This window comes from Pseudomonas sp. UBA2684 (genome assembly GCA_002354655.1).
Lineage (GTDB): Bacteria > Pseudomonadota > Gammaproteobacteria > Pseudomonadales > Pseudomonadaceae > Aquipseudomonas.
Window position 1 is genome coordinate 16,515 of sequence record DELY01000031.1, and the last position, 22,083, is coordinate 38,597.

Here is a 22,083-nt window from a genome sequence, read left to right on the forward strand (position 1 = left end):
TGGCCTTCGCCGCCTATGCCGTGCAAGATGCCGCGGGTAGTTCTAACAACTAAGAGACAGCCGACAATGCAGCGTTTCCTCAGTATCGCCCTGGCCATGTGCCTGGGTCTGACCTTCAGCTTCGATGCCGACGCCAAACGTATGGGCGGCGGCAAATCCTTCGGCTCCGCGCCGAGCCACCAGACTCGCCAAGCCCAGTCGCCCTCGCAGCCGGCCGCCGCCGCACCGACCGCCGGTCGTCAGCCCGCTGCTGCCAGTGGCGCCTCGCGCTGGCTCGGCCCATTGGCCGGTTTGGCCGCCGGTGGCCTGCTCGCCTCGATGTTCATGGGTGACGGCTTCGAAGGCCTGCAGATCATGGACATGCTGATCTTCGGCCTGATCGCCTTCCTGCTGTTCCGTTTTCTCTCCGCCCGTCGTCGCCAGGCCCAGCCGGCAGCCGCCGGTGGCGCGCCGTATCAGCGCGAAATGCCTGCCGCACCCAGCTCGATCTTCGGTGGCGGCAGCGCCGCAGCCGCGATCAAACCAGTGATCAATGCCCCGGCCTGGTTCAACGAGCAAAGCTTCGTCAGCGCTGGCCGTGAGCACTTCCTCAGCTTGCAGCAGCACTGGGATGCCGACGAAATGGACAAGATCGCCGAGTTCGTCACCCCGCAGTTGCTGGAGTTCCTCAAGCGCGAACGCGCCGATCTGGGCGAAGGCTTCCAGTCCACCTACATCGACAACCTCGATGTGCAGCTGGACGGCGTCGACGACTTGAGCGACAAGACCGTCGCCACCCTGACCTTCAGCGGCGTATCGAAGACCTCGCGCTTCGACCAGGGCGAAGTATTCAGCGAAAGCTGGCGCATGGAGCGCGCAGTCGGCGACAACCAGCCATGGCTGGTCGCCGGTATTCGCCAGAACGGCTGATTCCTCAGCGTGTCGCAAAACCCGGGCTTGCCCGGGTTTTGTTGTTTCTGCCAGCGCCAATCCTCTTGTGAGGGCGACCCGGGCAGCGTAAAAGGCAGCGCTGTAGGCATGGCGCCGCCGCGCCTACACGCTACCCTGTCATTCTGTTTTGCCGCTGGAGCCTGAACCGTGGAAGAAGTCATCGAACAACTGCGTGAACTCAACGAACCGGTGCCGGTGCCGCTGGAGTTGCCAGAAGAAGAAACCCTGGTGGAAATCCAGGAGCAGATCCTCATCCACCTGCCCTTCGCCCTGCGCGAATACCTGCTGCAGGTCAGCGATGTGGTGTACGGCCGCCTGGAGCCCGTCACCGCCAGCGACCCGCAATCGCACACCTACCTGCCGGAAGTCGCCGCCACCGCCTGGTCCCTCGGCGTGCCGCGCGAGTTCGTGCCGCTGTGCGAAGACCACGGCAACTACTACGTGGTCGAAGAAGACGGCACCGTGCTGCTGTGGGAAGCGGAAACCGGCGAAGTCAACGAAGACGAAACCTGGGAGTCGGTCTGGCACTGGGTGCGCGACGTCTGGCTGGAAAGCTAAGCCACGGCCCAAACCTGCCGCCGTTTCAGCACACATCACGCGGCTGAAACGGCAACAGCCTCAGCGGGGGTGCGTGTCCGCGCTGCCATCCAGGGTTTCCAGCAGGGCGATCTGCATACGCGTGTGCACGCGGATAAACCAGCGCCACAGCAGGGCGATCAGCCCCGACGCGACCAGCGCGATCACCACCAGCAGCTCGCCGGTCGGCAGAATGCTCGCCGACAGCGCCATCAGCAGCAGCATGATGCCCACCAGCGACAACAGCGGAATCACCTCGGCAATCACCCGCCGTACCCGCGCGGTATGCCGGCCGGCGGTTTCCGGGTGCACGCCCATCTCCGCCAGGAGCATGGCCAGCGCTTTGAGCTTGCGGTAGGCGGCGATCAGGAACGGCAGCGACAGCAGCAACGCAGCGCCCCAGATAAGGCCTTTCCGCAGGTTGTCCTGGGTTAGCCAAGGGCTCATGTAGCCGGCCAGGCGGTCGGCGAAGTAGGCGCTGCCGAGGAAGATCGCCACCACCAGCGCCAGGTTGACCCCGACCTGCAGCACGATCTTGCGGATCATGCCCATCAGCAGCGCACTCTCGCCTTGCGGCTGGATGCTGCGCAGCCACTCGCCATACATACTGAACACCCGCGCCACACGACGCGGCATGACCCCGGCCAGCTTGATCGACAGCGGATCGGCGGCGCGAATCAGGTACGGCGTGGTCAGCGTGGTGATCACCGAAACGGCCACCGCCACCGGGTAGAGGAAATCGCTGGTCACCTGCAGGGTCATGCCCAGCGCGGCAATGATGAAGGAGAACTCGCCGATCTGTGACAGGCCCATGCCGACCCGCAGCGAGGTACGCCCGTCATTGCCGGCGATAAAGGCGCCGAGACCACAGGACAGCACCTTGCCGCCGATCACCGCAAAGGTAATGAGGATAATCGGCCAGACATACTCGACCAGCACCGCAGGGTCGAGTAGCAGGCCAATGGCGACGAAGAAGATCGCGCTGAACAGGTTGCGCACCGGCTCCACCAGCCGTTCGATCTGCAGCAGCTGGCGCGATTCGGCCATGATCGCGCCGATCAGGAAGGCCCCCAGCACCATGCTGTATTCCAGCTTGGCGACCAGCAGGCAGAAGCCGAAACACAGGCCGAGCACCGTCACCAGGAGCATTTCGTTGCTCTCGAACTTGGCCACATAGGCTAGCAGGCGCGGCACCAGCAGAATGCCCACCACCAGCGCGACGATCATAAACAGGCTGAGCTTGCCGACCGTGGCGAACACCTGGCCGGTTTCCACCGTGCCGCTCACGGCGATGCCCGAAAGCAGCGCGATAATGCCGATGCCGAGGATATCCTCGACGATCAGCACGCCGAAAATCAGCTGGGCGAAGCGCTCGTTCTTCATCTTCAGGTCGCCGAGGGCCTTGATGATGATGGTGGTCGAGGAAATCGCCAGGATGCCGCCGAGGAACAGCGAGTCCATGCTGCTCCAGCCAAAGAACTGGCCGATCTCGTAGCCGATCCAGATCATCAGGACGATTTCCAAGCCCGCCGCGATAAACGCCGTGGCTCCCACGCTGAACAGTTTGCGCAGGCTGAACTCCAGGCCCAGGCAGAACATCAGGAAGATCACCCCCAGCTCGGCCAGGGTCTTGATCGTGTCTTCGTCGTGGATCAGCCCGAACGGTGGCGTGTGCGGGCCGATGATAAAACCGGCGAGGATATAGCCGAGCACCACCGGCTGTTTGAAGCGGTGAAAGAGGATGGTCACCATGCCGGCCACTAACATGATCACGGCCAGATCCTGAATAAAACTGATGGCATGCATGGCACACGACTCCTGAATCACTGGACAGGCCAAAGGGCCCGCTGGCGGGTACTCGCTTGGCTCCGGGGAGCCGGCTGGGAATGGGGTAATGCCTGTGAGCGGGCACTACGTGGGCAGGTTAGCACTCGTCATAGCACGGCCGCAGCCTGGCAAGCCCCCCCGAAACAATTGGCCAAACGCACCGAACTAGAGGCGCTCAGGCCTGTTCGAGGTCGAGTAGATTGAGCAGAAACTGACCGAAAAAGCTCAGGTCCTGCTCCATCGCCACACGAGCCGCCTTGCCATCGCCGGCCTCCAGGGCCTTGAAGGCGTCTTCGTGGAAATCGTTGAGGCGCAGCGACAGGTCGGCCTCGGTGAACAGCCGGTTGAAGAACGGCCCGACTTGCAGCCACAGCGATTCGATCATGCGCAGCAGAATCGGGTTGGCACAGGCGCGGTACAGGGTCAGATGGAACAGGCTGTTGTCGTTCAGGTAGGCCTGCACATCGCGTTGCTCCAGAGCCACCTCCATGCGTGCGATGCAGCCGCGCAACAACTCGATCTCGGCCCGGCCGATGCGCGGCGCCGCCAGCTCGACGGCCAGGCCCTCAAGGCTCAGGCGCACCTGGAATATCTGCTGGAAGCGGGCACGGGTCATCGCCGGCACGCGCACCGAGCGTTGCGGTTCGCCTTCCAGCGCGCCCTCGACCACCAGCCGCTGCAAAGCGGCACGCACCGGCATCGGGCTGGTGCCCCAGGCAGCGGCGAGGTCGCGGATTTTCAGGCGTTGGCCGGGCTGGAAGCGGCCCGCGAGCAAGTCGTCGCGAATGCGCTGGTAGAGCTGTTCCTGAAGATTGTCCGGCATCGGTGTCTGACCTTTTCTCCCGCCGGCAAGCCGGGCTACGGTGAACAAATGTACGCTGGGCGTGCAGTCTGGTGGGCCGTAGGTCGCCCTGCAAGAGCGGGGAGCGCCCACACCGTCGCCTGCTGGGCAATGATCGCGACAGGCCGCTAATTTGTGATCACAAAATAAAGGCTAGCATAACCGTAGCGAGCTTTATCAAGCACTATTGACAATTTTGTGATCACAAATAGAAGATGTGCGAAAAATTGAACGAGGTGTTCAGGCATGACTGCCAGTGGTATCGCCGAATCGGCCATTGAGGTATTCACCGCCCGCGAGCGGCAGCATTTTATCGCGCGCAACCCAAAATCCGTGGCCCTGGCCGAGCGTGCGCGCCACTCGCTGTACGGCGGCGTGCCGATGCACTGGATGGCCGACTGGTCGACCCCGGTGCCGCTGTTCGTCGAACGGGCCAAGGGCGCGCGCTTCTATGATGTCGATGGCCACGAGTACATCGACTTCTGCCTGGGCGACACCGGCACCATGTTCGGCCACTCGCCGGAGCCGATCGCCAAGGCCATCGCCGAGCAGGGCAACAACGGCCTGACCACCATGCTGCCGGGCGAGGACGCGGTGGTCTGCGGCGAGCTGCTGGCCGCGCGCTTCGGCCTGCCGTTCTGGCAGGTCACCGCCACCGCTACCGACTCCAACCGCTACGTGCTGCGCTGGGCGCGGGCGATTACCCAGCGCAAGACCCTGCTGGTGTTCGATGGCTGCTACCACGGCACGGTGGATGATGTGATGGTGCGCTGTATCGACGGCGAGACCGTGCCGCGTTCCGGCCTGGTCGGCCAGGCCTACGACCTGACCGAGTACAGCCGTTCGATCCCGTTCAACGATGTGGCCGCACTGGAAGCCGCACTGGCCCAGGGCGATGTCTGCGCCCTGCTCTGCGAGCCGGCGATGACCAATATCGGCATGGTGTTGCCCGAGCCGGGCTTTATGCAGCAGTGCCGCGAGCTGACCCAGAAATACGGTGCGCTGCTGATCATCGACGAGACCCACACCATCTCCACCGATATCGGCGGCTGCACGAAGCTGTGGGACCTTGAGCCGGACTTCTTTGTGGTCGGTAAACCGATTGCCGGCGGCGTGCCGTGCGGCATCTTCGGTTGCAGCGCGGCGATGGCCGAGGCCATGACCACCGCGCGCAAACGCGCCAGCGCAGGCAGCCACGGCCACGGTCACAGCGGCATGGGCACCACCCTGTCAGCCAACGCCCTGGCCATGCACTGCATGCGCGCCAACCTGGAACAGGTGATGACCCCGGCCGCCTATGCGCACATGCTGCCGCTGGCCAAACGCCTGGCCGACGGCTTCCGCCGCCTGATCGGCAAGCACGATCTGAAGTGGTCGGTGACCGAGCTGGGCGCGCGCAGCGAGTTCCAATTCTGTCCGGTGTCGCCGAAGACCGGCGCCGAGGCCGAGGCCGCGTTCCACGACGAGCTACAGATGGCCCTGCACCTGTACCTGATCAACCGCGGCATCCTGATCACCCCGTTCCACAACATGACCCTGTGCTGCCCAAGCACCACGGCGGACGATGTGGATCAGCTGATCGGCATGCTCGATGCGGCCCTCACCGAGCTACTGGCCATCCCCGGCGCCCGCGAATAACTCATCGATCAACCTGTGGGAGGGGCTTCAGCCGCGACAATCGCCGCTAAAGCGCCTCCCACGAAATGACGAGTCACTGTGAGAATCACCATGCAATTCGCCAATCCCCAGGAAGCCCGCGACTTTCTTGAACAGCACCCCGAAGTGCGCAGCATCGAGCTGATGCTGATCGACGCCAACGGCATCCCGCGCGGCAAGCTGTTGCACCGCGACGAGCTGCTGGCCATCTACGAGAACGGCCGGCCGTTGCCCAGCTCAATCCTGGCGCTGACCATCCAGGGCGAAGACGTGGAAGAGAGCGGCCTGGTCTGGGAAGTCGCCGACGCCGACTGCTGGACCTACCCGCTGCCCGGCAGCCTGACCCTGCAACCCTGGCGCACCACGCCCACCGGCCAGTTGCAGGTGAGCATGCACCCGACCCAGGGCCTGCCAGCCAGCCCGGCCGATCCACGGCATGTGCTGGTGCGCGCCATCGACCGCCTCAAGGCCGACGGCTACCACCCGGTGATGGCGGTGGAGCTGGAGTTCTACCTGCTGGATAAAACCCGCGACGCCAATGGCCGCCCGCAGCCGGCGCTGCAAGCCAACGGCGTGCGCCCGCAGGCGCCGCAGGTGTATGGCGTGTACGAACTGGAGCAGCTGCAGCCGTTCCTCGACGACCTCTACGCCGCCTGCGAGGCGCAGGGCCTGCCGGTGCGCACGGCGATTTCCGAATACGCCCCGGGTCAGCTCGAGCTAACCCTGGAGCACCGCTTCGACGCGCTACAAGCGATCGACGAGGGCGTGCGCTACAAGCGCCTGGTCAAGGGCGTGGCGGGCAAGCACGGCTTGCAGGCCTGCTTTATGGCCAAACCGTTTGGCGACCTGGCCGGCAACGGCCTGCATATGCACGTCAGCCTGGCGGACGCCGAAGGTAACAACCTGATGGCCTCGGAAGACCCACATGGCACGCCGCTGCTCAAGCACGCCATCGGCGGCATGCTGGCCACGCTCAACGACGCCCTGGCGATCTTCTGCCCCAACGCCAACTCGTTCCGCCGCTTCCAGGCCAACAGCTACGCGCCGCTGGCCAAGAGCTGGGGGGTGAACAACCGCACCGTGTCGCTGCGCGTGCCGGGTGGCCCGGCCAACAGCCGGCATGTCGAACACCGCATTTGCGGCGCCGACGCCAATCCCTATCTGGCGGCGGCGGCGATTCTCGCCGGTATCCACAAGGGCATCCGCGAGCAGATCGATCCGGGCGCGGCCATCGTTGGCAATGGCTACGAGCAGGCCAGCGAGTTCCTGCCCACCGACTGGCTGACCGCCCTGCGCACGCTGGAAAACTCGGCCTGGGCCAAAGAGGCGCTGGGCGAGGACTTTCTCAAAGTATTTCTGGCGATCAAATGGGCCGAGTACCGTCAATTTATGGGCGAGGTCGGCGAGCAGGACTGGCGCTGGTACCTGAGCCACGCCTGAGCCAACGTCGACGCGGCGATGTACCCCATCCTACCGACTGACTGACCCACGCCGGAGGCCTGCCCGTAGCCGAGCATTGGCACCAGTGGCGTCGGCTCGATAAATATCCATGTGGCGACAAGGCGTCGTGCCAGCGTCTACAGTTCTCAGCCCCTGACCAGAAGAGCTCGCCATGGAACCCGGAAACGCCCAGCTGTCGATGACCGTGTTGATGACCCCGGATATGGCCAACTTCTCCGGCAATGTGCACGGCGGCACTCTGCTCAAGTACCTCGACGAGGTCGCCTACGCCTGTGCCAGCCGTTATGCCGGGCGTTACGTGGTCACCCTGTCGGTGGACCAGGTGACCTTCCGCGAGCCGATCCACGTCGGCGAACTGGTGACCTTTCTCGCCTCGGTCAACTACACCGGGCGCACCTCGATGGAGATCGGCATCAAGGTGGTCACGGAAAACATCTGCGAACGCTCGGTGCGCCACACCAACAGCTGCTTTTTCACCATGGTGGCCGTCGACGAAAGCGGCAAGCCCACGGCGCTGCCGCCACGCCAGCCGCAAACCGCCGAGGAACAGCGGCGCGTTGTCCAGGCCGGACAACGCCGGGCGATTCGTCAGGAGCTGGAGCAGCGCTACCAAGCCCTCAAAGCGGATGCCCAGGCAACCGGCACGCACCAGAGCGGCGGCAATTGAACATTTTGTATAAATATCTTTTAGTTATAAGAAACACTTTAATGTAAACTCTTTGGCCTATTTGGCCACGTGTAGGCCATTGCCTACACGACTCTCGGCTGTCTCCCCTCCAGCCTGGGCATACTCTTGGCCATCGTCCCCCTTCGAGTCATCGGGAGAAACCATGCCGCATCACACACCGCTGATCGCCACCATCGCCGCCGGCTTCGTCCTGGCCTTTATCTTCGGTAGCCTGGCCAACCGCCTGCGCCTGTCGCCACTGGTCGGTTACCTGCTCGCCGGGGTTATCGTCGGCCCCTTCACCCCGGGCTTCGTCGCCGACAAGGACTTGTCCCACGAAATCTCCGAAATCGGCGTGATCCTGCTGATGTTCGGCGTGGGCCTGCATTTCTCGCTGAAAGACCTGATGTCGGTGAAACACATCGCCATTCCCGGTGCCCTGGTGCAAATCGCCGTCGCCACCCTGCTCGGCATGGGTCTGGCCTGGACGATCGGCTGGGGCTGGGGCGCTGGCCTGGTGTTCGGCCTGGCGCTGTCGGTGGCCAGTACCGTGGTGCTGCTGCGCGCCCTGGAAGAGCGTCAGCTGCTCGATAGCCGCCGCGGCAAGATCGCCGTCGGCTGGCTGATCGTCGAAGACCTGGTGATGGTCATGGCCCTGGTCTTGCTGCCCGCCTTGTCCGGGCTGCTCGGCGGCACGCCGCAAGGCGATAGCGCCGACGGCAGCATCGCCATGCAGGTGCTGTTGACCCTGGGCAAGGTCATGGCCTTTATCGTGCTGATGGTGGTGGTCGGTCGGCGAGTGATTCCCTGGCTGCTGGAGCGCAGCGCCGGCACCGGCTCGCGCGAGCTGTTCACCCTCGCCGTGCTGGCCATCGCCCTGGGCATCGCCTACGGCTCGGCCAAGCTGTTCGGCGTGTCGTTCGCCCTCGGCGCATTCTTCGCCGGGATGATCCTCAACGAATCGGAGTACAGCCACAAGGCCGCCGAGGATTCGCTGCCGCTGCGCGATGCCTTCGCCGTGCTGTTCTTCGTCTCGGTCGGCATGCTGTTCAACCCGCTGATCCTGATCGAGCAGCCGGTGCTGGTGCTCGGCACCTTCCTGGTGATCGTGGTCGGCAAATCGCTGGCCGCCATGCTCATCGTCATGGCCTTCCGCAAACCGCTGAGCACGGCGCTGACCATCTCGGTCAGTCTGGCGCAGATCGGCGAGTTCTCCTTCATCCTGATCGGCCTCGGCGTCGGCCTCAACCTGCTGCCGGAAGCCGGCCGCGACCTGGTGCTGGCGGGCGCGATTCTGTCGATTCTGGTCAACCCGCTGCTGTTCCTGCTGATCGACCGCCTGCAACCCTGGCTCGACCGGCGCGAACACACCACCCCGGCGGGTGCGCCCCAGACGACCCAGAGCGAAGACAACGACCTGCACCCGATCAGTGAAACCGGCCATGCCATCCTCATCGGCCACGGCCGGGTCGGTAGCCGGATCAGCCAGCGCCTGCGCGCCGAGGGCGTGCCGCTGGTGATCATCGACGACAACCGCACCCGCGCCCAGGAGCTGCGCGAGGAAGGGCATAGCGTGGTGCTCGGCAACGCCGCCAGCAGCCATGTCTTGGAGCTGGCCAACGTGGCACAGGCGCGCTGGCTGATGATCGCCATCCCCAACAGCCTGGAGGCCGGGCAAATCGCCCTGCACGGCCGCGCGGCCAACGCCGGGCTGGACATCATCGCCCGCGCGCACTTCGATGCCGAGGTCGATTACCTCAAGCAGCACGATGCCGACCTGGTGGTGATGGGCGAGCGGGAAATCGCCCGGGTGATGTTCGCGCGCCTGGGGATCGTCACCCACACCGGCTGACAGACGCGTGGATTTTTCCGTGCCAGCGGATCGGGTAAGCTGGCACTCCCCCGATTCGAGCACCCCGGCATGCTGACCCTCGGCAATATGTTCGTTCTGATGCTGCTGACCGCTGCCGGTGCCTGGCTGTGGCATGCCCACGGTTTGCGTGAGCGCGCGCTGACGCTGGTCAAACAGCATTGCGCCAGGGCCGATGTGGAACTGCTCGACGGTAACGTCGCCCTGCGCCGCCTCGCCCTGCTGCCGGATGCCCGTGGGCGCAAACGCCTGGCGCGGGTCTATGGCTTCGAGTTCACCGTCACCGGCGAGCAGCGGCATATCGGCAGCATCGTCATGTTCGGCGCACAACTCGGGCGTATCGAACTGGCCCCGCACCCCTTCCGTCAGCCGCCGGTCGAACCACCACCCGCCCAGGTCATCGAACTCGCGCAGTGGCGGCGCAGCCATGCGCGCCCGGACGAACCGCGCCACGACGACTAACGACTAGGGCTGGACGCCGTCAGGCACTCGTGCCACGGCTCGCAGGCGCACTCACAGCATGTGCATGACGCGCTGCCAGTCCTCGCGGTTGGCGTAAGTCATCGGCCAACGCAACAGCCGGCACTTCAGTCGGTGCCAGCCACCGCGCTGCTGGTTGCGCCGGCACTGGGCAATCAGCCAACTCGGCTCAAAACCTGACCAGACGCCGGCCACGCTCCAACAGTTGGGCCAGACCAGCGGTGCCACCTCAAACAGGTAGATGGCGTTCAGTTCCTCGCGCGACAGGCCGCTGGCGCGCAACACCGCGGCCAGGTGGCGCAACGCCGCCTCGTCCTGCTCGGTATCCAGCCACAGCTCGGCGATGTCCAGCCACAGTCGTTCGCGGTCGATCACCGTTCAGACCTGGCCGGGCAACAGGAAGGCGCTGATCCGCGCGGCGCTGTCCTGCGGTTGTTCCTGCATGAAGCAGTGCCCGCCGGCCACCACCTGAGCATGCACGTGGGCATTGCCGGCGCACCAGCGCGCCACCGACTTGGCGACGAAGGGGTAACTGCGCTGGCCGTAGAGCACCTGGGTCGGGGTAACCACCTTGGCCAGCGACGGCCACAGGCGTTTGGGAAAGGAGGCGAAGATGTCCGCCTCGCGGCTCGGCCGACATTTCAGCTCGACGCCATGCTCCGTGTCTTTCAGCGCATGGGCGATATAGGCGGCAAAAGCCGCCTCGTCCCACCCACGGAACATGCCCCGGCCGTGCAAGGCGGCATGCGCCGCGGCGCGGTCCGGCCACTGCCCGCGCCGTTGCCGCGCCTTGCTCGCCAGGCTGTTGCGCCGGCTCAGGCCGACCACATCGGACAGCGCCATCACGCCGATCATCGCCGGGGTGAACAACACCGGATCGAGCAGCACCGCACGCTGGAACAGCTGCGGCTGCTGAGCCAGCATCAGGCTGCTGAGCACCCCGCCGAAACTGTGGCCAACGGCAAACGCCGGCACCTCGGCAAAGGCTGCGCGGCCAACGGCGAACGCTTCCATGGCCAACTCGGCACTGCGATTCCAGCCATGGAAACGGCCGCCGTGATCGCTGTCGCCATGGCCCTGGACGTCGCACAGCCAGAGGTCGAAATCCTCGACCAAGCGCGCCAGCAACGGTTCGTAAACTCGCCCGCAATAGCCATTGCCATGCAGAAAATGCAGCAGCGGCTTGCCCGAGGGCGGGCTGTGCCAACCGCGCAGGGTAAAACCGCCAGAGCAGGCGTGGGACCAGGATTGTAGGTGCATGCAACGGCTCGCTATCGATCAGGCCAGCTAGTGTACTGCCGGACACCGCAGGCGTCAGGCCGCTAACCAGACGACACAGCGCAGGGGCTTTGCGTAGGGTGGGTTAGGCGCATGTGGCGATAGCGATAAAACCCCACGCCCGCCTTGCGCCGTAACCCGCCATCGGTGCAACGCGAGCTATTGACTGGTGGGTTACGCGGCGCGTCACGATCGCGGCGTCTGATCGTTCGGCGCTTGGCGCCACTAACCCACCCTACGGCTGATCGCCAAGGAGTGCAGAGCACGCCACATCGATGGGGCAGCCCTGCGGCCTATTCGAGCTTGCCTGAAGCGAAAAATCAGCGGTCTGTGCGGCTGCGCAGCCACTCGGCCAGGGCCTCCAGCGCTGGGCGCGTGGTCGGGAAGGTGAAACCGCTGCTGGCCACCGGATGCGAGGACAGCCGCACCATGACCAGGCCCACGGCCGGGTTCACATGGATCATCTGCCCATGCACGCCCAGCGCCTCGTAGGCACCGTCGGGGTTATGGCTGATCCAGAACTAGTTGCGGTAGGAGTAGCCCTCTTGCCAGGTGCGCCCGGCGGCCTTGAACGCCTCGCGGTCGGCGCCCTGGCGAATCGCCGTCAGCACCTCGCGGGCGACGATCTGCTGGCCGTTGAAGTAGCCGTCCAGGCGTAGCATCTCGCCGAAGCGCGCCAGGTCGCGCAGGGTCGCGTTCATCCCGGCGCCGGCCCATTCGGCGCCAGCCGGGTCGACCAGCAGGTAGGCATCCTGTTCGGCGCCCAACTTGCGCCACAGCCGCTCGGCGATCAGCTCGGCGGTGCTTTGCCCGCTGGCCCGGCGCAGCACCCAGCCAAGCACTTCGGTGTGCACGGTGCGGTAGTGGAACTCGGCGCCGTGGCGGCCCTGGCCAGCGATGCTCGGCAGGTAATCGTAGAGGTTGCCTGCGCCCTGGAAACCCGCGGGCGGCGGGCCCATGCCGGCGGCCACGGCGTAATTGACCACATCGGACTGGGCGTCGGCATAGACCTCGCTGTAGTCGATATCCGCGGTCATGTTCAGCAGTTGCTGCACCGTGGCGCCCCGCCAACCGCTGGCGGCCAGTTCGGGCACATAGTCGCTGACCTGGGCATCGGCCTTGAGCAGCCCTTCGTGAATCAGTTGCGTGGCCAGCAGCCCCACCACCGACTTGGTCATCGACCAGAGCATGTGCGGCTGCTCGGCCGACATGCCTTCGTGGTACACCTCGTAAACCAGCTTGCCGTCGAGCAGGATCAGCGTGGCATCGGCATAACTGTTGGTCAGGTACTCGGCGAAACTCAGCTCGCCGTCCGGGCCCTGGAAGCGCAACGCGTCGATCTCTTTACGCAGATCCGCACCTTGCGGCAGCGGGCTGAGCGGGCCGTTGCCACGCGGCACGTTGCGGCTGGGAATCAGCTCGCGCATGTGCTGGAACGCCCAGCGGGCGTGCGGGTATTGGCCCAGGTAGGAAGCGAAGCTGACGCGCTTGTCCGCTGGCGGCGGGAAGCCCTGCATCAGTTGCAGGCGATCCAGGCGCACGCTCTCCGGCGTCGGTAGCGCGGGGCTCTGCGCCAATACCGGCAAACTACCGAGGCTCGCGGCCACACTCAGGGCCAGACAGTTGATCAGCTTCATGGGCTTATCCTGATTGTTATTCTTAGTGCGCCGGCAATCGACCGACAGACTTGCAGCTTAGCCCCGACACCGCACCGGACAGGGCCTTATCAACCGAGCAAATAACTTTGCATAGCCGAGAGACGCTTTAGAATCGCAACCCGGCGCGGCGCACCGCCAGGCCATCCGCTAGCGCACTCAAGGAATGACTGCCGATGTTTGTCTTGCTCGAATCCTCCGACCGCGCCTTTATCGAACACCTGCAGAACCGCCTGAGCGGCAGAGGCATCAATTGCCTGGTCAGCGAGCTCGGCACGACCGCGGATGGCCAGCCACACTTCGCCATTCAGCTGCCGCTGTACAGCCAGATGGCACAGGCGCGCACCCTGTTGTACCGCAGCTGGGCCTTTGCCGCAGATGTGCACCCCGAGTTTCTCGACGCGCTACGCCAACTGCGGCACGAACCGCATAGCCAGCTGATGCGCTGGCTGACCTCACCGTGGGCGCTGCGGGCCAGCGCTATTGGCTTCGGGCTGGTGCTACTCAGCTATGCCCTGGAAGCCTTGCTCAGGTGAACCGGCAGACGCTTATCAGGCGGCTACACCAGCCGACAAGCGTCCAACCCTGTGCGCAGGGCGGCCTCGTTCTGCGCGGTGCTGAAGATCAGCTCCAGCCGCGAGTCCTTGCGCCATTCACTGCTCTGCCAGTGCAGGGGCCGGCCATCGAGGGCATTGGCTGACAGCCAGCCGGCGTTGGTCTGCAACACCAGCTTGGCCCGCCGCCACGGCAGGCTCATCAGCCACTGCTGCACCCGCATCAGTTCGAAACGCTGACTCGGGTGCCAGCGCCAGCCGATGCTCCAGCCCTCGGGTTGATCCTGGATCTGGCAGATCGGCTCTTCTGGCGCACGCCAGATTGCCGCTAACGGCGCACTCGCGCGGGGCAAGCCGTCCAGCTCGGGGCCCACCCCGGCGCGCACGCCGCTACCCGGCAAGTGCGCCAGCGGCAGTGCGGCCTGAGTCGTCCAGTACAGCGGCCGCCCCGCTAACTGGGCGAGCAGCCGGGCTTTGCTGGGCGCGTCGAGGTTTTCCGACTTGTTCAGCAGCAACAGGCCAGCGCTGCCCAGCGTTGCCTGCTGGCTGTCCGGCAACAGCTCGCCGGCCGCCAGGGCGGTGGCATCCAGCACCAGTACCGCGGCCTGGACGGCCAACACGCCGGCCCAGGGCGGCTCGCGCAGTTGTTCCAGCAGTTGCAGCGGGTGACCCAGGCCGGAAGGCTCGATCAGCAAGCGATCCGGCTTGGCCTTGCGCAGCAGGCGGCTCAGGCCGACCTGGAACGGCACGCCGTTGACGCAGCAGAGGCAGCCGCCCGCCACTTCGGCAAAGGCGATGCCGGCATCGTCGCGGCTGAGCAGGGCCGCATCCAGGCCGATCTGGCCAAACTCGTTGATCAGCACCGCCCAGCGCTCATGCGCCGGCCGTTGCGCCAGCAGATGGCGGATCAGGCTGGTCTTGCCGGCGCCCAGCGGGCCGGCGATCAGGTGCGTGGGGATATTGTTCAACATGGGCCTATGGTGCGGGTGGACGGGCCAGGAGAGAACCCCCGGCGAGGGCGCAGACTGAATAAAAGCTGCGTGCTAGAGTCGGCAGCCTGTTTATTGGCCATGCCCCACTCGCTCGTAGGAGCGGCCCATGGCCGCGATAGCGTTTCGCGGCCATGGGCTAGGCGCCCCCGCCGCGCCTACAGAAACCACCTACTCCTGGCCATTGCCTGTTATCGAGGTTTTTAACGATGCGTGTCGTTTTACTGCTTGGCTTGTACCTGTTGTCCGGCCTGGCCTGGGGCGAAGCCTGCGTGGTGCATAGCCAGGCCGAACGCCTGGACGTCAAAGTCTGCCAGCAGAACCGCAGCATTCCGCCCAGCCTGTTTCGCAGCGGTTTCTGCCAACCGCAGCTGCAAGGCCAGAAAGTCGAGGTGGCGTTCGTCGAGCAGTGCCCGATCGGCGCCTTCGGCGTGTGCCGCAACGCCAAGGTCGGTGGCACGCCTTATCAGCAGGACATCCACTACTACGGCGTGGCCAGCGACGCCACCTACCTCAAGCCCTTCTGCGAGCAGCAGAGCAAGGGCGTGTGGATGGCGCGCTAGCCGTCATCAAAGCGTAACCCCGTCTATGTTTTAGTGGTCTTGGGTACCTCACCCCTGCATGCCGGGTCACGCGCTGGTGTGCTTTTCTGGTGCTTAAGGCTGCTTTCTGCGCAGCCTATTTTTTTGCCTGAAATTCAGGCCAGCCAGTCCAGTGTCAGCAACAAGCGCCGCTCACCGGCCGGTGGTTGCGGCGAGCGGTGAATCAGGCCGCCGCCCTCGTTGCCGATCCATTTCTCACCCTTGACCAGCAGCACATGGCCGGTCTCGGCACGCTTGATCAGCGCGGCATCGCTGGGCTCAGCCGCGGGGTCACGCAAACGCCGACGCGCCATCACGCCTTCTTCCAGCCATTCGCTACCAATCCCGGCGTAGCTGGTGATCAGCCGCACCGGCACATGGTCGACGTGAAAACGCGGGCACATGGCCTTGTCGAGAATGCGCAGGCGCAGGCCGATGCGTTTGGCGTCGAACAGGCAGGCAAACGCGCCAACCAGCCAGCTCAGGTCCTGCAGAAAAGCCGCCTGACCCGGCAGATCGCTGTACGCATCGACCAGGCCACTGAGGTTCGGCGCGCTCTCCGGGTTGGCCAGCTCAAGCACGATGGATTGCCCCAGCGGCTCACCCTGGGCCAGCAAGGCGCTGGCGAAATCGCTGATCTGCGCCGGCAACTGGCGCTGCCAGACGGCCAGGTTGACCTCATCACGCAGCACCTCGCCGAGCACCTCGATCTGCTCGCTGCTGACCTGCTGCAACGGCTGACGCAATACAGGTGCCAGCATCAGGCTGCCTCCTCATGCCAGGGGCCGAATGGGTCGGGCAACGCCTGCCAGGCATCTACGCCCAGGGCCATTTCCGCAGCGTCCAATAGACAGCTATCCAACTCGGCGGTCAGTTGCGCGAAGTCGATGTGCTGACCGATAAACACCAGTTCCTGGCGGCAGTCGCCGCTGAGCGCGTCCCAGTTCTGCATGATCGTTTGCCGGTCTTGCTCGTCCTGCGGCCACTGGCTTTTCGGCACGAAACGCCACCAGCGCCCCGCGAAGCCATGGCGCATCAAGCCGCCGGCCTGCGACCAGCTACCAGCCTCCTGGTGCTTGCTGGCCAGCCAGAAGAAGCCCTTGGAGCGCAGCAGGCGACCGTTGCTCCATTCGCGGCTGACGAAGTCGAAGAAGCGCTGCGGGTGGAACGGCCGCCGCGCCCGATACACGCTGGAGGCGATGCCGTATTCCTCGGTTTCCGGCACGTGCTCGCCGCGCAGCTCCTTGAGCCACCCCGGTGCCTGCGCCGCGCGCTCGAAGTCGAAGCGCCCGGTATTGAGGATCTGCTTCAGCGGCACCGCGCCCATGCTCATCGGCAGGATCTGCGCATGGGTGTTGAGGCCGCGCAGGATCGCCGTCAGCTCGTCGCGTTCGGCCTGGCCGATCAGGTCGATCTTGCTGATCAACAGCACGTCGGCGAATTCCACCTGTTCGATCAGCAGGTCGGCAATAGAGCGCTCATCCTCCTCGCCAAGGCTTTCGCCGCGGCTGGCCAGGCTCTCGGCCTCATGGAAATCCCGGAGGAAATTCACCCCGTCGACCACCGTCACCAGGGTGTCCAGGCGCGCCAGGTCGGCCAGGCTGCGGCCCTGGTCGTCACGGAAAGTGAAGGTCTCGGCCACCGGCAGCGGCTCGGAGATGCCGGTGGACTCGATCAGCAGGTAATCGAAACGACCGTCCTCGGCCAGACGGCTGACTTCCTCCAGCAGGTCTTCGCGCAGGGTGCAACAGATGCAGCCATTGCTCATCTCGACGAGTTTTTCTTCGGCGCGGTTCAGGCTGACATCACGCTGAACTTCGCTGCCATCGATATTGATCTCGCTCATATCGTTGACGATCACCGCGACCTTGAGGCCTTCGCGGTTTTTCAGCAGGTGGTTGAGCAGGGTGCTTTTACCGGCGCCAAGAAAGCCGGAAAGCACGGTAACGGGCAAGCGGGTGGGCATGGTCGTGTTCCTCATCACAGGTCGGGTCAGGCGTTGCGCTGGTGGCGTTCGCGCTGTTCTTCGCGCTCTTTGGCTTCGATGCACAGGCTGGCGCTGGGGCGCAGCAGCAGGCGTTGCAGGCCGATGGCTTCGCCGGTCTCGGCGCACCAGCCGTACTCGCCACGGGCCAGGCGCTCCAGGGCGTGATCGAGCTTGTCCAGGAGCTTTTTCTCGCGTTCGAGCAGGCGCAACTGCCACTGCCGTTGCTCCTCGCGGCTGGCCAGGTCGACCTCGTCGGCAGCGCGCTCGACTTCGCGCAACTCACCGAACTCGTCGGCAATGCGCTGTTGCAGTTCGCCACGCTGGCTCAGCAGCAGCGCGCGGAAAAAGCCCTGTTGGGCGCCGTTCATATAGGCGTCGGCGGGCTGGGCCAGCAGTTCTTCGGCAGTCATGGCAGACTCGGTCACGGCAGATTTATTTGTTATAACATAACATTTAAATCCAAACGCAACGCTGAAAAAATGCCGAATGCCCTGAACCGCTCGGGTATTTGCCGCGCAAACCACTCCACGCTGCCGTCGCCCTGGATTGCCTCGGCATGGCGCATCGCCCTGCCCGGGCGGCTCGCTGGTCCATGCGCTGCCCGCGCGCAACGGGCCTGCACGCCACGGCTCATGGGGGTTTCACGTGGAACTACAGGTGACGATCGGCTATGGGCTGCGCAGAAGCCCTGGCGGCTGACAGCTAGTTGGTTAACTCAATACGAATCCGTGGAGCCCTGAGACCAGGCGCCGCGACGAGCCCCAGGCAACCCAATCGCCTACGCCGTGTCGAAGCCTGATGGAATGAGCGACACTGCCTAGACCGGCTAACCGCGCGCGGCAGGCCACTGCCCTCACACGCAGAACAGCGACTCAGCGCCAGGAGCAAGCATCTTTATGGAATTCAGCATCGGCCATTTATTCGCCTACCTGATCGCGCTGATCCACGGCCTGGGCCTTATCGCGGCCGTGCATGCGGTGCTCACCGTGCGCACCGCGCAAGGCGCGATTGCCTGGGCGCTGTCGCTGTTCTTCATGCCCTACCTGACCCTGCTGCCTTACCTGGTGTTCGGCCGCAGCCGTTTCGCGGCCTATATCGAGGCCCGCCGCGAGGTCGACCAGGAGATGCATCGGGCGATGGCGGATCTGGACTGGCGCCCCTGGATCGAGGAAGCCTTGGCCGCCAGCGAGTCCGCCGCCTACCGACAATTGCGCGCCCTGCCGCGTCTGAGCCGCATGCCCTGCCTGGCGAACAACCAGGTGCAGTTGCTGATCAATGGCGAGGAGACCTTCGCGGCGCTCTTCGCGGCCTTGGCCGCGGCGCGTCAGGTGATCCTGATCCAGTTCTTTATCGTCCACGACGATGCGCTGGGCCGGCGCCTACAGCAATTGCTGCTGCAACGCGCGGCCGCTGGGGTGCAGGTGTACTTTCTCTATGACGGCATCGGCAGCCACGCCCTGCCGCGTCATTACACCGAGCGCCTGCGGGCCGGCGGCGTGCAGATTCATGCCTTCCCCACAGGCGGCTCGCTGCTCAACCGCTTTCAACTGAATTTCCGCAATCACCGCAAGATCGTGGTGGTCGACGGCGAGTACGGCTTTCTCGGCGGGCACAACGTCGGCGACGAATACCTCGGCGAAAAACCGCCGCTGGCGCCCTGGCGCGACACCCACGTCGCGGTACGCGGGCCGGTGGTCGCCTGTCTGCAGGAATCCTTCGCCGAAGACTGGTACTGGGCCACGCGCCAGCTCCCGCCGCTGTTGTTGCCGGCAACGTACCCCAGCGACGGCATGCTCTGCCAGGTGATCGCCAGCGGCCCGGCCGACCCGCAGGAAACCTGCTCGCTGCTGTTCGTCGAGGCGATTCACTCGGCCCGCGAGCGCGTGTGGATCACCAGCCCCTACTTCATCCCCGACGAGGCCTTGTCCGCCGCGCTGCGGCTGGCGGTGCTGCGTGGCGTCGATGTGCGCATCCTGCTGCCCTCGCGGCCCGATCACCGCGTGGTGTATGCCGCCTCCAGCCTGTATGCCCTGGAAGCGCTGCGCGCCGGGGTGCGGGTGTTCCGTTACCTGCCGGGATTCCTGCACCAGAAGGTCATGTTGATCGACCAGGACATCTGCGCCATCGGCAGCGCCAACCTGGATAACCGCTCGTTCCGCCTGAACTTCGAGATCACCCTGCTAACGGTTGATGCCGACTTCGCCGTCCAGGTGGCGCAGATGCTCGAAGAAGACCTCAGCCAGTCGCGCGAACTGATCGGCGCGGACCGCAAGAACGTGCACCGCCTGCAACAGCTCGGCATGCGCGTGGCGCGACTGATCTCACCGATTCTGTAAGCGCCCGCAGCACCGTAGGCTGGGTTAGACGCGGGCGCGGTGCTCTGCTCGAGCAGCCAGAACTGGCGCGGCGTAACCCAGCATTGACGGCGCCAGTGCTGGGTTACGCGGCATTCGGCACCTGTGGCGCCTGTACCTCGCTGGCCTACGCCGCTAACCCAGCCTACGAGGTTGCTGCGCTTGCCTGCCAAGCACCGCCTTGTTTCACGCCCGGGAAGAACCTTTTTTAGAGACTGCACACTAGATCGCCCTCGGCGCTTTCGCCGCAGGGCGCGACTGGCTATGGTTAACCTGTCTCACGCGCGTTGTTGTCCGTAGCCTCAGCGAGTACCCGCGATGCACCGCTTATGCCTGCCCATCACCCTATGCTTCAGCTTGTTCACCGCCAACACGGCGCTGGCGCAGACCTTCAAGGTTGGCGTCGAGCTGCAACCCTACCTGCCCTTCTACGCCATGCAGGACGGCGAATACCGCGGCTATGCCCGCGAACTGCTGGATGCCTTCGCCGCCGACCAGGGCCACCGCTTCATCTATGTCGCGCTGCCGGTCAAACGCCTGCTTAGCGACTTTCTCGCCGCCAAGCTCGACTTCAAATTCCCCGACCACCCGCAGTGGAATGCCGAGCAGAAACACGGCCAGCGCATTCACTACAGCCAAGCGGCCGCGCCCTACATCGACGGCGTGCTGGTGCCGCGCGGCCAGCTCGGTAAAGGCCGGCAGCGCATCAAGATGCTCGGTACCCAGCTCGGCTTCACACCCTGGCCGTACCTGGCGGAACTGGAAAGCGGGCAGATGTCGCTGACCCAGAACAACCGCATCGACTCACTGCTGCGCATGGCCTTGTCGGGGCGCGTCGATGCGGTGTATCTGAACCCGCTGGTGGCGCGTTACGCGCTCAGGGCCGAAGGCTTGCCGGACGACGCACTGGTCTTCGACCCGGCACTGCCGCACGTCGACGACCATTACTACCTGTCCAGCCAACGGCACCCTGAGGTGATCGCCGCGTTCGATGCGTTTCTGCGCAGCCAACCGGCGCTGCTACGCCGGCTCAAGCACAAATACGCCATCGACTAGGCGGCATCCCGGCGACCTGTCGCATGCAGAAGTCGTGCGGTTGTCGGAGCGGCTTTTCGGCGAAAAATGTCGAACCCCGAACCGCTTTCGTGGCTAGCCCAGGGAGCCTTGGGCCTCGATGGGCGGGCGGCTGCGTTGCCCGCTAAGCACCCGCGAACGACGCTTCTTCGCCCAGATGATCAGGCCGGTCAGCGACAACCCGGCTACCGCCAGGCCCAGCAACGACACCAGAATGCGCCCCGGCATACCGAGGATGCGCCCGGAGTGCAGGGGGAACTGCGCCTGCATAAAGATATCCCCGGCACTGCCAGTGCCCGGAATCTGCGTGCCCGCCAACGCACCGCTCTGCCCGTCCAGGTACAACCAGGGATTACCCAGGCCGCCATCGCCGTGGTCGTTTTCCGCGGTGTAGAAGCCCACGCCGTAAATATCGAACTCCGGCGAGTAGAACACCCCGCCCGCGGGCTTCTCCACGCCCAGACGCGCGGCCTCTGCGGCCGCCAGACTGACCGCTGCGGCGCGGCTGATGCCGGGCTGCGGCTGCTGATCGAGGCTGACCGGGGTGCGGCTGGCGAACGGGCTGGGGGTCAGTGGCGAGAACAGCTCGACCAGCGGCCGCGTCACCTGCACGTTGAGGTTCATCGACACCGAGGTCACCGCCAGGATCAGCAGCAAGCCCCAGATCCACACACCGCCGGAACGGTGCAGATCGAAGTTGAGTTTGTAGCCACCCTGCTGCCAGCGAAAGGCGAACGACTTGCGCCAGGCCCGCCAGCTGGGAAAGGACAGCCAGAGGGCGATAAAGGCGTCCAGGGTCCAGACAATCGCCACGATGCCGAACAGCAGAATGCCCAGTTCGATACCGAAACCATCGGGGATATGCAGGCTGTAATGCAGCTTGTAGAGGAACGGCATGAGGTTTTCCCGGCTCAGCGACACAGCGCCCCACATCCGTCGCCCCTGTTCCTCGCCGGTTACCGGATCGAGGGCCACCTGATTGAAGTCCAGCTCATAGGCCTTGCCGGTGGCCGGGTCGACCCGTGGGTTGACGCTGACGCCGAAGGCGTGACCGGGCTCGGTATACAGCGGCATAAAACCGACTTGCAGACGCGGGTCACGCGCCTCCAGCTGCGCCGCCAAGGCGTGCGGCGTTTGCGCCGGCCCCTCGCTACGCGCTTCGAACAACTGTGGGTTAAGCCATTCGTCGATCTCGTGATCCCAGGAGATCACCGCGCCGGTGAGCCCGGAGACGAACAGGAACACGGCGATAAACAGGCCGAACCAACGATGCAGATGAACCAGAGTGGAACGCATGGGCTAT

Annotated in this window: 22 protein-coding genes; 11 read left to right on the forward strand and 11 right to left on the reverse strand. The window is 64.9% G+C overall.

Annotated features, from left to right (window positions below):
• Positions 1-66 precede the first annotated feature (66 nt).
• The gene (locus B3M58_RS10380) at positions 67-909 is read left to right on the forward strand and encodes a Tim44 domain-containing protein (protein WP_296218921.1); all 843 of its coding nucleotides are present in this window, start codon (positions 67-69) and stop codon (positions 907-909) included.
• 168 nt (positions 910-1,077) lie between these two features.
• The gene (locus B3M58_RS10385) at positions 1,078-1,488 is read left to right on the forward strand and encodes an SMI1/KNR4 family protein (protein ID WP_296218922.1); all 411 of its coding nucleotides are present in this window, start codon (positions 1,078-1,080) and stop codon (positions 1,486-1,488) included.
• Between the two features lie 60 nt (positions 1,489-1,548).
• Here B3M58_RS10385 and B3M58_RS10390 read toward each other — a convergent pair whose 3' ends face one another.
• Positions 1,549-3,312 carry a cation:proton antiporter gene (locus B3M58_RS10390; protein ID WP_296218923.1) on the reverse strand — a complete coding sequence of 588 codons (1,764 nt, stop codon included), beginning with the start codon at positions 3,310-3,312 and terminating at the stop codon, positions 1,549-1,551.
• Between the two features lie 196 nt (positions 3,313-3,508).
• Positions 3,509-4,156 (reverse strand): GntR family transcriptional regulator, encoded by a 648-nt coding sequence (locus B3M58_RS10395; protein ID WP_296218925.1) that lies wholly within the window; start codon positions 4,154-4,156, stop codon positions 3,509-3,511.
• Between the two features lie 264 nt (positions 4,157-4,420).
• Here B3M58_RS10395 and B3M58_RS10400 point away from each other — a divergent pair, with 264 nt between their 5' ends.
• The 5 genes from B3M58_RS10400 (at position 4,421) to B3M58_RS10420 (ending at position 10,290) form a co-directional block, all read left to right on the forward strand.
• Complete coding sequence (locus B3M58_RS10400) at positions 4,421-5,812, forward strand: aspartate aminotransferase family protein (protein ID WP_296218927.1); 1,392 nt, start codon at positions 4,421-4,423, stop codon at positions 5,810-5,812.
• Positions 5,813-5,902: 90 nt separating this feature from the next.
• Positions 5,903-7,270, forward strand: a complete 1,368-nt coding sequence (locus B3M58_RS10405) for a glutamine synthetase family protein (RefSeq protein WP_296218928.1) — start codon at positions 5,903-5,905, stop codon at positions 7,268-7,270.
• Between the two features lie 172 nt (positions 7,271-7,442).
• A complete protein-coding gene (locus B3M58_RS10410) occupies positions 7,443-7,958 on the forward strand; it encodes an acyl-CoA thioesterase (protein ID WP_296218930.1) in 516 nt (171 codons plus the stop codon).
• 163 nt (positions 7,959-8,121) lie between these two features.
• Positions 8,122-9,810, forward strand: coding sequence for a YbaL family putative K(+) efflux transporter (gene ybaL, locus B3M58_RS10415; protein WP_296218931.1), 1,689 nt, complete (start codon positions 8,122-8,124; stop codon positions 9,808-9,810).
• 69 nt (positions 9,811-9,879) lie between these two features.
• The gene (locus tag B3M58_RS10420) at positions 9,880-10,290 is read left to right on the forward strand and encodes a DUF3301 domain-containing protein (protein ID WP_296218932.1); all 411 of its coding nucleotides are present in this window, start codon (positions 9,880-9,882) and stop codon (positions 10,288-10,290) included.
• Positions 10,291-10,341: 51 nt separating this feature from the next.
• Here B3M58_RS10420 and B3M58_RS10425 read toward each other — a convergent pair whose 3' ends face one another.
• The 4 genes from B3M58_RS10425 to B3M58_RS10440 form a co-directional block, all read right to left on the reverse strand.
• A complete protein-coding gene (locus B3M58_RS10425; protein ID WP_296218933.1) occupies positions 10,342-10,683 on the reverse strand; it encodes a DUF7079 family protein in 342 nt (113 codons plus the stop codon).
• A 3-nt stretch (positions 10,684-10,686) separates the two neighbouring features.
• On the reverse strand, positions 10,687-11,568 hold the full coding sequence (locus B3M58_RS10430) for an alpha/beta fold hydrolase (RefSeq protein WP_296218935.1): 882 nt from the start codon (positions 11,566-11,568) through the stop codon (positions 10,687-10,689).
• 338 nt (positions 11,569-11,906) lie between these two features.
• Positions 11,907-12,062, reverse strand: a complete 156-nt coding sequence (locus tag B3M58_RS10435) for a hypothetical protein (RefSeq protein WP_296218937.1) — start codon at positions 12,060-12,062, stop codon at positions 11,907-11,909.
• A gap of 45 nt (positions 12,063-12,107) precedes the next feature.
• Positions 12,108-13,223 carry a serine hydrolase domain-containing protein gene (locus B3M58_RS10440; RefSeq protein ID WP_296218938.1) on the reverse strand — a complete coding sequence of 372 codons (1,116 nt, stop codon included), beginning with the start codon at positions 13,221-13,223 and terminating at the stop codon, positions 12,108-12,110.
• 194 nt (positions 13,224-13,417) lie between these two features.
• On the opposite strand from B3M58_RS10440, the gene B3M58_RS10445 reads away from it, so the two are divergent.
• A complete protein-coding gene (locus B3M58_RS10445) occupies positions 13,418-13,777 on the forward strand; it encodes a hypothetical protein (protein WP_296218939.1) in 360 nt (119 codons plus the stop codon).
• 23 nt (positions 13,778-13,800) lie between these two features.
• On the opposite strand, the gene B3M58_RS10450 is transcribed toward B3M58_RS10445, so the two are convergent.
• Entirely contained in the window at positions 13,801-14,766 is a 966-nt protein-coding gene (locus tag B3M58_RS10450) for a CobW family GTP-binding protein (protein WP_296218940.1), read from the reverse strand.
• A 227-nt stretch (positions 14,767-14,993) separates the two neighbouring features.
• Here B3M58_RS10450 and B3M58_RS10455 point away from each other — a divergent pair, with 227 nt between their 5' ends.
• Positions 14,994-15,347, forward strand: a complete 354-nt coding sequence (locus B3M58_RS10455) for an NADH:ubiquinone oxidoreductase (RefSeq protein WP_296218941.1) — start codon at positions 14,994-14,996, stop codon at positions 15,345-15,347.
• Positions 15,348-15,481: 134 nt separating this feature from the next.
• Here B3M58_RS10455 and B3M58_RS10460 read toward each other — a convergent pair whose 3' ends face one another.
• From B3M58_RS10460 to dksA, 3 genes are read right to left on the reverse strand one after another with little or no spacing between them, the layout of a single operon-like run.
• Positions 15,482-16,126, reverse strand: coding sequence for a DUF1826 domain-containing protein (locus tag B3M58_RS10460; protein ID WP_296218943.1), 645 nt, complete (start codon positions 16,124-16,126; stop codon positions 15,482-15,484).
• Positions 16,126-17,331, reverse strand: a complete 1,206-nt coding sequence (gene zigA, locus B3M58_RS10465) for a zinc metallochaperone GTPase ZigA (protein WP_296218945.1) — start codon at positions 17,329-17,331, stop codon at positions 16,126-16,128. The genes B3M58_RS10460 and zigA overlap by 1 nt, the downstream gene beginning before the upstream one ends.
• A gap of 26 nt (positions 17,332-17,357) precedes the next feature.
• Positions 17,358-17,762: an RNA polymerase-binding protein DksA gene (dksA, locus tag B3M58_RS10470; protein ID WP_296218946.1), complete on the reverse strand. Its 405-nt coding sequence runs from the start codon at positions 17,760-17,762 to the stop codon at positions 17,358-17,360.
• 486 nt (positions 17,763-18,248) lie between these two features.
• Here dksA and cls point away from each other — a divergent pair, with 486 nt between their 5' ends.
• Both cls and B3M58_RS10480 read left to right on the forward strand, forming a co-directional pair.
• Positions 18,249-19,688 carry a cardiolipin synthase gene (gene cls / locus B3M58_RS10475; RefSeq protein ID WP_296218948.1) on the forward strand — a complete coding sequence of 480 codons (1,440 nt, stop codon included), beginning with the start codon at positions 18,249-18,251 and terminating at the stop codon, positions 19,686-19,688.
• Between the two features lie 336 nt (positions 19,689-20,024).
• The gene (locus B3M58_RS10480; RefSeq protein WP_296218950.1) at positions 20,025-20,762 is read left to right on the forward strand and encodes a substrate-binding periplasmic protein; all 738 of its coding nucleotides are present in this window, start codon (positions 20,025-20,027) and stop codon (positions 20,760-20,762) included.
• 93 nt (positions 20,763-20,855) lie between these two features.
• Here B3M58_RS10480 and B3M58_RS10485 read toward each other — a convergent pair whose 3' ends face one another.
• The gene (locus B3M58_RS10485; RefSeq protein WP_296218952.1) at positions 20,856-22,076 is read right to left on the reverse strand and encodes a PepSY-associated TM helix domain-containing protein; all 1,221 of its coding nucleotides are present in this window, start codon (positions 22,074-22,076) and stop codon (positions 20,856-20,858) included.
• Positions 22,077-22,083: the final 7 nt, after the last annotated feature.

Coding starts and splice junctions, on each gene's coding strand:
- B3M58_RS10455 (WP_296218941.1), top strand. CDS start 14,994: ATGCGTGTCGTTTTACTGCTTGGCTTGTACCTGTTGTCCGGCCTGGCC.
- B3M58_RS10430 (WP_296218935.1), bottom strand. CDS start 11,568: ATGCACCTACAATCCTGGTCCCACGCCTGCTCTGGCGGTTTTACCCTG.
- B3M58_RS10410 (WP_296218930.1), top strand. CDS start 7,443: ATGGAACCCGGAAACGCCCAGCTGTCGATGACCGTGTTGATGACCCCG.
- zigA (WP_296218945.1), bottom strand. CDS start 17,331: ATGCCCACCCGCTTGCCCGTTACCGTGCTTTCCGGCTTTCTTGGCGCC.
- B3M58_RS10395 (WP_296218925.1), bottom strand. CDS start 4,156: ATGCCGGACAATCTTCAGGAACAGCTCTACCAGCGCATTCGCGACGAC.
- B3M58_RS10460 (WP_296218943.1), bottom strand. CDS start 16,126: ATGCTGGCACCTGTATTGCGTCAGCCGTTGCAGCAGGTCAGCAGCGAG.
- B3M58_RS10400 (WP_296218927.1), top strand. CDS start 4,421: ATGACTGCCAGTGGTATCGCCGAATCGGCCATTGAGGTATTCACCGCC.
- cls (WP_296218948.1), top strand. CDS start 18,249: ATGGAATTCAGCATCGGCCATTTATTCGCCTACCTGATCGCGCTGATC.
- B3M58_RS10405 (WP_296218928.1), top strand. CDS start 5,903: ATGCAATTCGCCAATCCCCAGGAAGCCCGCGACTTTCTTGAACAGCAC.
- B3M58_RS10480 (WP_296218950.1), top strand. CDS start 20,025: ATGCACCGCTTATGCCTGCCCATCACCCTATGCTTCAGCTTGTTCACC.
- dksA (WP_296218946.1), bottom strand. CDS start 17,762: ATGACTGCCGAAGAACTGCTGGCCCAGCCCGCCGACGCCTATATGAAC.
- B3M58_RS10450 (WP_296218940.1), bottom strand. CDS start 14,766: ATGTTGAACAATATCCCCACGCACCTGATCGCCGGCCCGCTGGGCGCC.
- B3M58_RS10420 (WP_296218932.1), top strand. CDS start 9,880: ATGCTGACCCTCGGCAATATGTTCGTTCTGATGCTGCTGACCGCTGCC.
- B3M58_RS10390 (WP_296218923.1), bottom strand. CDS start 3,312: ATGCATGCCATCAGTTTTATTCAGGATCTGGCCGTGATCATGTTAGTG.
- B3M58_RS10485 (WP_296218952.1), bottom strand. CDS start 22,076: ATGCGTTCCACTCTGGTTCATCTGCATCGTTGGTTCGGCCTGTTTATC.
- ybaL (WP_296218931.1), top strand. CDS start 8,122: ATGCCGCATCACACACCGCTGATCGCCACCATCGCCGCCGGCTTCGTC.
- B3M58_RS10380 (WP_296218921.1), top strand. CDS start 67: ATGCAGCGTTTCCTCAGTATCGCCCTGGCCATGTGCCTGGGTCTGACC.
- B3M58_RS10440 (WP_296218938.1), bottom strand. CDS start 13,223: ATGAAGCTGATCAACTGTCTGGCCCTGAGTGTGGCCGCGAGCCTCGGT.
- B3M58_RS10445 (WP_296218939.1), top strand. CDS start 13,418: ATGTTTGTCTTGCTCGAATCCTCCGACCGCGCCTTTATCGAACACCTG.